Below are 12,394 nucleotides of genomic sequence, written 5' to 3' on the forward strand. Positions count from 1 at the left end.
TGTATGGAATCGTTTCAGGTAAGAGATTTTAATGACCCGAAACGAAAACCTTCTTTAAATAGTGTAATCGCCCACAAAAAGCGCCTTAAGGCAGCGCGGGAAGCAGGTGCAGCTGGAGGAGCTACCGTGCAGGAGCTTCCTGGTGAATCTAGTACTGATTCTATTAGTACGGCCCTAACGGAAGCTACGTATACGCCCACAGAAGAGCAGATTATGGCAGAGAGTAAGGCCATGTCCTTGGTGGGACATTTAGGCGAACTCCGAAAGCGAATTATTATTTCTGTAATCGCTATTTTAGTTGGTTTTTGTGCGGCCTATTACTATGTAGATGATATTCTCGCTATTGTTGTAGCACCAGCAGGGACTTTGTATTATATGCGTCCTACAGAAGCCTTTTTTACTTATATGAAAGTAGCTTTTGTAGCTGGTATCGTATTGTCTAGTCCTATCTGGCTATATGAAATTTGGGCCTTTATTATACCGGCCTTGACACTGCGAGAGAAAAAAATTACAAACTGGTTTTTGCCCTTTGCAATTATTTTATTTTTTATGGGTGTAATTTTTTCATATACTTTAGTATTGCCCGTGGCGATTAAATTTTTTATCGGTTTTGCTACCGATGAATTGCAGCCTTTATTTTCCATTGGCCAGTACTTAGATTTTGTAATTTCTTTTGTACTGCCTTTTGGCTTTATTTTTGAACTGCCTATAGTAGTGATCATTATGGCTAAGTTAAATCTTATTAGTTCAGCATTTTTACGTTCAAAGCGGAAATTTTTTGTTTTCCTTGCCTTCGTAATTGGAGGGGCTATATCGCCAACACCAGATATGTTCTCTCAAACTATGATAGCTTTGCCGATGATTATTTTATATGAAATATCTTTATTCCTGGTGCAGAAAGTGCTAAAAAAATAAAATTACATTGACAGAGTCTTTTGGTTTTAGCTATTATATAGATTAGATATACAAATAGCGAAGAAGAGGAAAAATTCTTTGAAACCGTCCCAGAGAGCACTGATACGGTGGGAGCAGTGCACGGCGTATGAGAAGGGTAGCCTTGGAGCTGAATTAGTGAACTATATAATAGTATCGTACTTGTTGTATTTAAGTATATATTAGCAGTGGCGTACGAATGTATTAAGTAGCTAGTTCCGGATAACTCCGTTACAGGTAATGAGTGATTGCAATAGCAATAATCTAGGTGGTACCGCGGAAGTCAAGCCCTTTCGTCCTAATGGACGAAAGGGCTTTTTTATATGATTTGATAAGAGTAAAGCTTATATTGGATTACGGCTTATAAAGGCGTACTATATGGCTTTAGCTTATGTGAAAGAGGAGGAACAAGGGATGAGTGAATTTAAAAATTTAGACACTTATAATCCAGGAGCTATTGAAAAGAATTGGTATGAATTTTGGGAAAAACAAGGATATTTTCATGAAGAAGTAGATAAGAGCAAAAAGCCTTTTAGCATTGTATTGCCACCACCAAATGTAACGGGGCAACTACACATGGGCCATGCCTTAGATAATACATTGCAAGATATTTTGATTCGCTTTAAACGCATGCAAGGCTACAATGTTCTTTGGATGCCAGGCACTGACCATGCGGGGATTGCCACACAAGTAAAGGTAGAAGAAAATTTACTTAAAACAGAAGGCAAAACACGCTATGATTTAGGCCGTGAAGAATTTGTTAAACGCGTATGGGATTGGAAAAAAGAATATGGCAGTACCATCGTTAAACAGATTCGTAGCTTAGGTGCTTCTTGCGATTGGCAGCGCGAACGCTTCACTCTAGATGAAGGGTATTATAAAGCAGTGCGTGAAGTATTTGTTAGCCTTTATGAGAAAGGCCTTATTTATCGCGGCGAACGCATTACTAACTGGTGCCCTAGCTGCCATACAGCGCTCAGCGATATTGAAGTAGATCACAGTGAAGAACCAGGTCATTTCTGGTATATTAACTATCCAGTGGTAGGTGAAGAAGGTCGCTTTGTAACGATTGCTACGACTCGCCCAGAAACAATGTTTGGGGACGTGGCAGTAGCAGTAAATCCTGAAGATAGCCGTTACCAAGATATTATTGGTAAAACTTTGTTATTGCCATTTGTTAATCGCGAAATTCCAGTGATTGCTGATGAATATGTAGATAAAGAGTTTGGTACGGGCTGCGTAAAAATTACCCCAGCTCATGATCCTAATGACTTTGAAATGGGCCAACGTCATAATTTAGAATCTGTAGTGATTATGAATCTTGACGGCACAATGAATGAAAAGACAGGTCATTTCAATGGCTTAACACGTGAAGCCGCACGTAAGCAGGTGGTGGAAGAATTAAAAGACTTAGGCTTACTTGTAAAAATTGAAGACCATGCTCATAGTGTAGGTCACTGCTCTCGTTGTAAAACAATTGTGGAACCATTAGTATCTAAACAATGGTTTGTAAAAATGGAGCCATTAGCTAAGCCAGCACTTGAAGTAGTAAAAGATAAATCCATTGAATTTGTGCCAGAACGATTTACTAAAACATATACTAATTGGCTTGAAAGCATTCGCGATTGGTGTATTTCTCGTCAACTTTGGTGGGGGCATCGCATCCCTGCTTGGTACTGCGATGATTGTGGTGAAGTGAGTGTATCTCGTGAGGATCTTACAACTTGCCCACATTGTGGTGGCCATGTACATCAAGACGAAGACGTACTGGATACCTGGTTTAGTTCTGCTTTATGGCCATTTGCTACTATGGGTTGGCCAGAACAAACTAAGGAACTAGAACAATGGTATCCTACTAGCGTTATGGTAACGGGTTACGATATTATTTTCTTCTGGGTAGCTCGTATGATTTTTACAGGACTTGAATTTAAACATGAAATTCCATTTAAACATGTATTTATTCATGGCTTAGTTCGCGATAGCCAAGGCCGTAAGATGAGTAAATCCTTAGGCAATGGTATTAATCCACTAGATGTAATTAGCGAATATGGTGCTGATGCCTTGCGTTTTACCCTTGTAACAGGCAATACACCAGGCAATGATATGCGTTTTTACATGGAACGCGTAGAGGCCAATCGTAACTTTGCTAATAAAATCTGGAATGCAGCGAAGTTTGTAATTATGAATCTTGATAATTATGATCCAAACTTCGTACCTACTGATGAGGACTTTACATTAGCAGATCGTTGGATTATTGACACCTATAACAAGGCTGTGGCTAATATTACTGCTAATCTTGAAAAATTTGAACTTGGTGAAGCTGCTGGCGGTGTATATGACTTTATTTGGAATAGCTATTGTGACTGGTTTATTGAATTGGCTAAACCACGTCTTTACAATAAAGAAGGTGGCCGCGATCGCGCTGTAGTTCAATACTTATTAGTTACGATTTTACGTCATATGCTCGAATTATTACATCCATTTATGCCATTCGTTACAGAACATATTTGGCAACATCTTCCTCATGAAGGGGAGAGCATCGTAGTGGCACCATGGCCAGAAGCCTTGCCATTTGGCGACCAAAGTGTAGCCGCTGGTCAAATGAATGTTATGATGGATGCCATTAAAGGGATTCGCAATATGCGTGCTGAAATGAATGTACCAATGGGCAAACGAAGTGCAGTTATTTTAGCGGTTACTGACGAAGCACTTCGCCCGATTGTAGAGGCTCATAAAGATTATTTCAAAACATTGGGCTGGGCAGAGACCGTAACTATTTTAGCTGCTGATGATGCAAAACCAGAAAATGCTACTGTATCAGTTGTAAATGGTCTTGAAGCATACTTATTACTTAAAGACCTAATTGATGTAACTAAGGAACGCGAACGTCTTCAAAAAGAAAAGGCAACTTTAGAAAAAGAAGTGGCACGTCTTGAAGGTAAGTTAAATAATCCAGGCTTTACATCTAAAGCACCAGCCGCTGTTGTGGAAAAAGAGCAAACAAAACTTGCTGAATATAAACAAAAACAACAGGCTGTTATGGAGCGTGAAGAATTCCTTAAGACGCTATAATCGATTTTGTTATGTAAACACTATCTTAAGGGTAGTGGTATAAACTATGTGTGGTCCTAGGGGCAAGAGGCTATAAGGTCGGCTTTGAGAGCTAGCTGTAGAGATAGACTACTTGCCTTACGGGCCTATATAAAACTTTATACATAAGTGTACAGGAGGAAGTTCATGACCTATGTAGAAGCAATAGCATATTTAGAACAATGTGCTTCTTTTGGAATAAAACCAGGTTTAGAACGTATTGAACAACTATTAGCAGCCTTAGGTAATCCTGAGCGAGCGTATAAAGTCGTTCATGTAACAGGCACTAATGGCAAAGGGTCAGTTACGTCCTTTATAGCTTCTGTATTGACTTGTAGCGGGCATAAAGTGGGGCGGTATACATCGCCTCACTTAGTCAGTTATACGGAACGCTTTTGCATCGGTGAAGAGCCTATTTCGGAGGCGGACTTTGCAGCCCTTGTAGATTCTGTCAAACCCATAGTACGTCGGCTCGTAGAAAATGGCATGGAGTCGCCTACGCAGTTTGAAGTATTAACGGCACTAGGTTTTTTATATTTTAAAGAGGCTGGCGTAGATTATGCTGTTGTTGAAGTAGGCTTAGGTGGTTTGTTAGATTCCACTAATGTAGTGATTCCAGAAGTGTCAGTGATTACCAATGTTACCATTGATCATCAGGCCTATTGTGGACGTACCATACCAGATATTGCTCAGCATAAGGCGGGTATTATTAAACACAAGCATCCAGTAGTGACGACGGCTACGGGTGAGGCTCTAGAGGTTATTCAAAGCGTAGCTAATGAGAAGGACGCACCTATATATATAGTAGATACAGCTAACGTTATTGAAGCTGTAGAACCCACCGATTTTGGTCAGCGGGTACGAATAAAAGATGGTAAAGGGCAAACGAAAGTGTATGAAACAGCCCTTCGTGGGCGCCACCAAAGCCGCAATTTGGCCTGTGCATTAGGTGCTTTAGAGGTATTGCAAAAGTCTGATACGGCCATTACCGATGAGGCCATTCTTGAGGGCATAAAACGGACGACTTGGGCGGGTCGTTTTGAAGTCGTAAAGGGCTTAGAACGAATATTTATTTTAGATGGCGCACATAATACAGATGGAGCGAAAGCCTTTGAAGAGACTTATGCGCTTTGGTATAAAAACAAACCTAAAACATTAGTTATGGCCATCTTAAAAGATAAAGAAGTGGATTCCATTATCGACCATATTGTAAAGCCTGGCGACCGTGTTATTACCGTGCCGGCACCAACGCCGCGAAGTAGTGAGCCTAGTGAACTAGCCCAACATATGCCTGGTAAGGCTTTAGCTGCTTCGACAGTCTCTGAGGGACTTGAAAAGGCTATGAAAGAGACAGAACCTAATGATATAATTGTAATAGCAGGTTCATTATATATATTAGGGGATGTGAAAGAATGGTTACAGGCTGAGCTTTCAAAAGCCCAGTAAAGGATGTATCTATGACAGATGTACAAACTTATAACAAGGGAGAGAGACTTAAAGAGAGTATTACAAAGCTGCTGTATGCTGTAGCGATAGTTATGCCCTTATATCCATTAGGTGGTGATGTATTAGTTATCTTGGCCTTCCTATTGAGTGTAGTTGACACGCTTAACTACCGGCCCTTATCGCGACCTGTATCTTGGCTGCAATGGTGTGTACTGGGATTTATGGGCTGGAGCCTACTTTCTTCAGTAGCTTCAGCAAGACCTATGTTTACTTCGCTTAGTTGGCTGTACAATGTGGGGATGTATGGAGCCATCTATTTCTTGACCTATCGCTATGTGAGAGAACCGCATCAGTGGCGCATCTTTTTACGCTGTTTCATGGTAGCGGCGGTACTCGTATGTGTAGTTGGGATTTATCAGTATATGACAACGACTATGGAGCTCCTATCTGAGTGGGTGGATGCGGAACATTTTCCGCTTTTAAAGCGACGTATGTTTTCAACTTTACAAAATCCTAATTTGTTAGGTGAATATTTATTAGTTGTCTTGTCTATTGCGGGAACCGGTATATTCCAAGGGCTTAGGGAAAAACGTTGGCACTTACTAGCTTGGATGGTACCAGCAGCGCTTTTATTCTTGGTGTGTATGACGCTCACTTATTCACGAGGCATTTGGCTTAGCTTCATGGCCGTTGTAGTGTATTGGGGCATTGCCATTGACCGGCGCCTTTTATTGTCCTTATTGGTGATACCACTTATTTTATTCTGTTATCATGGTGAGGTGGCATCTAGGCTGTGGTCCTTATTTAATGGTACTGATACATCAGCGAGCCTTCGCTGGGCTCTGTGGGATAGTACTACATATATGATTGTAGAATACCCTCTCTTAGGGATTGGCTGGGATGCTTTTTGGTTTGAATACCCTCGGTACAATTATTTTATTCAAACCCCTGGTGTCATTATTTATCATGCCCATAATATGTTTTTAAATATGCTAGCAGAGATTGGGGTACCGGGGGCACTATTCTATTTTGCAGCTATTTATGGTCATGCTGTGCATGCTTTGCGCTTGCCTAAGGCGACGATTAGCAATATTGTAAAATATGGAATTTGTGCAGTTGTTGTAGGTGTTACTATTAGTGGGCTTTTTGACCACGACTTGTTTAGCCATCAAATGTCGGTTATTTTTTGGCAAGTGTTAGGTTGGGCTTCAGCCGTACTCTATGCCTATAAATTTGATAAGGTACAAACTGATGCTCGAGAAGCGGTGGAGCACAAATTGCGGCAAGATTAAAGGTATGGCAATAGTCACCTATATATATTAAAATTAAATAGAAGATTAGGTTGGATTTTGAACTATAAAAGAGGAGTTTTTCGGGATTTGTCGAATTAAGTAAGTATGCCTATATTGGTGAAATACTTAAGCATTAGTTAATTACGTATAATATCTGTTCGTAAAACTTAAAGGAGGATTGGAAAGATGACCAATATCCACGATCGAGTTCAAAGTGAGTATCTGAAGTCTAAAATTATGAGTGCAGAGGAGGCCGCTTTGTTAATCAACCCTAATGATAGAGTTGGTACCAGTGGGTTTACGCCATCAGGTTATCCAAAAGTAGTTCCCTTAGCACTAGCTAAACGCATGGAAAAAGAGCCTTTCAAGATTGATGTGTGGTCTGGTGCGTCACTTGGTGAAGAAGTCGATGGTGCCCTAGCACGTGTTGATGGACTTCATAGACGGTATCCATATCAAACGAATTCGGATTTGCGCAATGCGATTAATTCCGGCAAAGTGCTGTATAGTGATTTACATCTTAGCCATATGGCACAGCAAGTGCGTTATGGCTTCTTTGGGGAGTGCGATGTAGCCATTATTGAGGCTGTGTGCATTCGCGAAGATGGTGGTATTGTACCGACTACGGCGGTGGGGAATGCCACTACTTTTGTAAGTCAGGCTAAGAAAGTTATTGTAGAAATTAACGAAGTACAATCCATGGGATTGGTGGGGATGCATGATATTTATGAATTACAAGATCCACCACATCGTCAACCAATTCCTATTTATAGTCCAAGTAATCGCATTGGTACACCTTATATTCCATGCGATCCAGAAAAAATTGTGGCCATTGTGTATTCTAATATACCAGATGGTACAAGAGCGTTAGCGCCTATTGATGATGATGCTAAAGCGATGAGCCAGCATTTGGTCGAGTTTTTTGAAGCGGAAGTAAAGGCTGGGCGCTTACCTAAGAACCTCTTGCCCCTTCAATCGGGTGTAGGGTCAGTGGCGAATGCAGTAGTCAGTGGCCTAGCACATGGACCATTTACTAATTTATCTATTTATACAGAAGTGATTCAAGATGGTATGTTTGATTTAATTGACGAGGGTAAAATCGAGATTATATCCGGTACGTCCTTATCACCATCACCAGCTGGGTTACAGCGCTTCTATGACAATATTGAAGAGTATTCTAAAAAGATTATTCTGCGTCCTCAAGAGGTGTCCAATTCACCTGAAGTGGCCCGCCGACTTGGGGTTATCGCTATGAATACAGCCATTGAATTTGATATTTATGGCAATGTGAACTCCACCCATATTATGGGCAGTCGAATGATGAATGGCATTGGCGGATCAGGGGATTTTGCCCGCAATGCGTATTTGTCAATTTTCTGTACGAGTTCAGTAGCTAAGCAAGGAGCGATTAGTTCAATCGTGCCATTCTGCTCTCATATTGACCATACTGAGCATGATGTTCTTGTGTTCTGTACGGAGCAAGGGATTGCTGATGTGAGAGGCTTAGCACCAGTGGAACGGGCACGACTTATTATTAAGAATTGTGCTCATCCAGATTACAAAGACATGTTAGAAGACTACTTAGAAAGAGCCATTGTGGAAACTAAAAATGCTCATACGCCAATTTTATTGGACGAGGCTCTTTCTTGGCATAAACGCTTTCAAGAAACAGGTACTATGAAAAAGTAGTCGCGATTAGGAGGATGAAACAACATGGCTAATGACAATTTAAAAGCCAAATTAGCTGATTATGATGCAGCATGCGAGAAAGTAACGGCTAAATTTCCAGAGCGTAAAAATCTAAGTTTTAATCGTCTGTATACGCCGCTCGATGTAGAAGGCTTTGACTATGAAAAAGACTTAGGATTCCCAGGGGAGTATCCATATACTCGTGGTGTACAGCCTACAATGTACCGTGGTCGTTTTTGGACTATGCGTATGTATGCCGGCTTTGCTACAGCGGAAGAGTCAAATAAGCGCTATCGGTATTTAATTGAATCCGGCGCTACGGGCTTAAGCTGTGCCTTCGACTTACCAACTCAAATCGGTTATGACTCCGATGATGCCATGGCAGAAGGTGAAGTTGGTAAAGTAGGGGTTGCTATTGACTCCTTAAAAGATATGGAGATTTTATTTGATGGTATCGATCTTGGTAAAGTATCTACGTCCATGACTATCAATGCGCCAGCGGCTGTCCTCTTAGCTATGTATATTGCAGTAGCGGAAAAACAAGGTGTACCAGCGAGCGAGTTAAAAGGTACTATTCAAAATGATATTCTTAAAGAATATGCAGCTCGTGGCACGTATATCTTCCCGCCAAAACCATCTATGCGCTTAATTACTAATATTTTCGAATATTGTTCTAAACATGTGCCAAAATGGAATACTATTTCTATTTCTGGTTACCATATTCGCGAAGCTGGTTCCACAGCAGCACAGGAAATCGCATTTACTATTGCTGATGGTATTGCCTATGTAGAAGCGGCCTTAGCAGCAGGGCTTGATGTGGACGCTTTTGCCGGTCGTTTATCCTTCTTCTGGAACGCGCACAATAATGTGCTTGAAGAAGTAGCTAAATTCCGTGCATCTCGTCGCTTATGGGCTCATATTATGAAAGAACGCTTTGGCGCTAAGAAGGCTAAATCCATGATGCTTCGTGTTCATACACAAACAGCAGGCTCTATGCTAACAGCGCAACAAGTGGATAATAATATTGTTCGCGTAGCATTACAAACTGCAGCGGCTGTTATGGGCGGAACGCAATCACTTCATACGAACTCTCGAGATGAAGCCTTGGCTCTTCCAACTGAAGAATCAGTACAAATTGCACTTCGCACGCAACAAATCGTGGCCTATGAATCAGGCCTTGCCGATGTAGTTGACCCATTAGGTGGCTCCTATTATGTAGAAGCTATGACGAATGCTATTTATGATGAAGCCCTTGAGTATATCCGTAAGATTGATGAAATGGGGGGCGCCGTAGAAGCCATTGAACAAGGCTATATTCAAAAAGAAATTCAAGAGTCTGCTTATAAATGGCAGATGGAAGTGGAATCGGGCCTTCGCACTATTGTAGGGGTTAATAAATTCCAAGTAGAAGAAAAACCAGTGGAAGGCTTGATGCGCGTTGATGCGGCAGTAGGCAAGAATCAGTCTATGAAGACACAACAGGTCCGTGAATCTCGTGATAATGACGCTGTTGCGGCAGCGTTAGCAGCATTAAAAGCAGGTGCACAAGATGAATCAGTTAACTTGATGCCACTCATTTTAGATGCTGTACGCACGTATGCAACACTTGGTGAAATTTGTAATGTACTTCGTGATGTATTTGGCGAATACCAAGCGCATTCCACTTTATAATTTGGAGGGACAATCATGGTAGAACAACGTATTCGTGTATTAGTAGCTAAACCAGGTCTAGATGGACATGACCGTGGTGCAAAGGTAGTGGCTCGCGCACTTCGCGATGCCGGTTTTGAAGTTATTTATACCGGTCTTCGTCAAACGCCTGAACAGATAGTTGAAGCAGCTTTGTCTGAAGACGTTAATGTAGTGGCGCTTAGCTTATTGTCAGGGGCACATAATACATTATTTCCAAAAATTGTAAATTTACTAAGAGAAAAGGGCATGGGCGATGTTCTTGTTATTGGTGGCGGCGTTATCCCTGATGCTGACATTCCAGGGCTTAAGGCAGCTGGTGTGGCTGAAGTATTTACACCAGGCACCCCAACAAGCGATATTATTGACTTTGTAAAAGCTCATGTATAACTTGGTGTGAGGCAACAGGCTCGAATGTATAGTTCGAGCCTGTGTAGTTTATATAAGGTGGTGAACCTATGGACTTAGTCACCGAGCTGTTTAAAGGCTCACGACTGGCGCTTGCGCGGGCCATTACAGCGGTAGAAAGTGAATATGATACGGCCAGTGCTATTATGAAGGCTATTTATCCTAAAACTGGGAGAGCTCAAATTTTAGGTATTACAGGAGCTCCTGGGGCAGGGAAAAGTACGTTGACGGACAAATTAGTAAAACACTATTTAAAGGCGGGTAAGAAAATCGGGATTATTGCGGTGGATCCGACAAGCCCCTTTTCTGGAGGCGCTATTTTAGGTGACCGTATTCGCATGAATGATTTGACCTTAGATCCTAATGTATTTATTCGCAGTATGGGCACGCGGGGGAGTTTAGGCGGCTTATCTCGTAAAACCTCTGATGTAGCTAAACTGATGGATGCGTTTGGCATGGACCTCATTATTATTGAAACTGTTGGCGTCGGTCAGTCAGAAGTAGATATTGTAAAAAGTGCTGATACGACATTGGTTGTTTTAGTACCTGGATTAGGTGATGATATTCAGGCCATTAAAGCGGGCATTTTAGAAATTGGCGATGTATTTGCCATTAATAAGGCTGACCGAGATGGCTGTGACAAGCTCAATGTGGAAATTGAAATGATGCTTGACCTAGATGGTCGGCCGCGCACTTGGCGCCCACCGATTAATCGTACTGTAGCAAGTCGCGACGAAGGTGTAGATGAATTAATTGAGTCATTGGATGCGCATTTTGCTCATTTAGTACAGACTGGTGAGTTAGAAACAAGACGACAAGCTCGTACTAGAGATGAAATCCTTGGTATGCTAGAGGAACAAATTGGCCGTTTCGTAAGCCGTGTTATCGTTCCTAGTGAGTCGTTTACAAAAGGCTTAAAAGAAGTAGAGGCAAGGACAAATGATCCGTATAGTTTAGTTAATTCATTAGTGGCCAATATATTTCCTAAGAATTTATAAATCAAGAACTTACCAAACAAGCGTTTATAAATTAAGACCTTTATAAATTAAGACCTTTATAAATCAAGAGTTTATAAGGTATGTACTGGTAAGTTAAGTTTTTATAAAGGGCAAACTTATAAATACAATTAATTACTATACTCTATAGTTTTTTGAAATTATTTTTCTTAAGGCGAACTTAATGGTAAAATAGAAATATAATATGTTATTAAGGAGCGTGTAAGTATGGCTTTTAAAGTATTACAAGTAGACCATATTGGTATCGGTGTTTCTAACTTAGATGCAACTAAAGACTTCTACAAAAACACCCTTGGCATGGACCATTTGCCAGATGATGAAGTCGTAGAGGAACAAAAAGTAAAAGTAAGCTTTTTCCCTGTAGGTGATGCAGAACTTGAATTTTTAGAAACAACAGAACCAGATGGACCGATTGGCCGATTTATTGAAAAGAATGGTGGTCGTAATGGTATTCAACATATTGCGCTCCGCGTAGATAATATTGAAAATGCCATTGCCGATTTGATGGCTAAAGGTGTTCGTATGATTGATGAAAAACCACGCTACGGTGCAGGTGGTTCGGCCATTGCCTTTATTCATCCAAAAGCGACTGGCGGGGTTTTAGTTGAACTTTGCCAACGTATGAAGTAAGATAATAAGGATATATTATTTATTGTGCTAGCATGTTCTTAGTGTCATAGGGCTAAGATACACTTGTATAAATAATGCAATACTGCTAAGCGAAGCTTTGTGTTATTGCTAGTGCTATACGAAATTTGTATAGCAGTGCCCTGTTAGCTAAGAGCAGACTTGTATAATAATCAATATAAGAGAACAAGTAAGATAATATAA

Annotated in this window: 9 protein-coding genes and 1 other annotated feature; all 9 genes read left to right on the top strand. The window is 40.9% G+C overall.

The features are described 5' to 3' along the window. Positions 1-3: 3 nt before the first annotated feature. The 9 genes from tatC (at position 4) to mce (ending at position 12,193) form a co-directional block, all read left to right on the top strand. Positions 4-915: a twin-arginine translocase subunit TatC gene (gene tatC / locus Q0376_RS03290; protein ID WP_298704057.1), complete on the top strand. Its 912-nt coding sequence runs from the start codon at positions 4-6 to the stop codon at positions 913-915. A 51-nt stretch (positions 916-966) separates the two neighbouring features. Beyond that, positions 967-1,237: a binding site (T-box leader), on the top strand. 110 nt (positions 1,238-1,347) lie between these two features. Next, entirely contained in the window at positions 1,348-4,005 is a 2,658-nt protein-coding gene (locus tag Q0376_RS03295; RefSeq protein ID WP_298704060.1) for a valine--tRNA ligase, read from the top strand. A 165-nt stretch (positions 4,006-4,170) separates the two neighbouring features. After that, positions 4,171-5,469 carry a folylpolyglutamate synthase/dihydrofolate synthase family protein gene (locus Q0376_RS03300; RefSeq protein WP_298704063.1) on the top strand — a complete coding sequence of 433 codons (1,299 nt, stop codon included), beginning with the start codon at positions 4,171-4,173 and terminating at the stop codon, positions 5,467-5,469. Positions 5,470-5,480: 11 nt separating this feature from the next. Next, positions 5,481-6,761, top strand: coding sequence for an O-antigen ligase (locus tag Q0376_RS03305; protein ID WP_298704067.1), 1,281 nt, complete (start codon positions 5,481-5,483; stop codon positions 6,759-6,761). 186 nt (positions 6,762-6,947) lie between these two features. Beyond that, on the top strand, positions 6,948-8,450 hold the full coding sequence (locus Q0376_RS03310; protein ID WP_298704070.1) for an acetyl-CoA hydrolase/transferase family protein: 1,503 nt from the start codon (positions 6,948-6,950) through the stop codon (positions 8,448-8,450). 24 nt (positions 8,451-8,474) lie between these two features. Then, positions 8,475-10,121 carry a methylmalonyl-CoA mutase gene (locus Q0376_RS03315; protein ID WP_298704073.1) on the top strand — a complete coding sequence of 549 codons (1,647 nt, stop codon included), beginning with the start codon at positions 8,475-8,477 and terminating at the stop codon, positions 10,119-10,121. A 15-nt stretch (positions 10,122-10,136) separates the two neighbouring features. Then, a complete protein-coding gene (locus Q0376_RS03320) occupies positions 10,137-10,529 on the top strand; it encodes a cobalamin B12-binding domain-containing protein (protein ID WP_298704077.1) in 393 nt (130 codons plus the stop codon). Between the two features lie 68 nt (positions 10,530-10,597). Continuing rightward, positions 10,598-11,545, top strand: a complete 948-nt coding sequence (gene meaB / locus Q0376_RS03325; RefSeq protein WP_298704080.1) for a methylmalonyl Co-A mutase-associated GTPase MeaB — start codon at positions 10,598-10,600, stop codon at positions 11,543-11,545. A 225-nt stretch (positions 11,546-11,770) separates the two neighbouring features. Further along, complete coding sequence (gene mce, locus Q0376_RS03330) at positions 11,771-12,193, top strand: methylmalonyl-CoA epimerase (RefSeq protein WP_298704083.1); 423 nt, start codon at positions 11,771-11,773, stop codon at positions 12,191-12,193. The last annotated feature ends 201 nt before the right edge of the window (positions 12,194-12,394 follow it).

It is taken from the genome of uncultured Veillonella sp., assembly GCF_937981445.1.
Classification (GTDB): Bacteria; Bacillota; Negativicutes; order Veillonellales; family Veillonellaceae; genus Veillonella_A.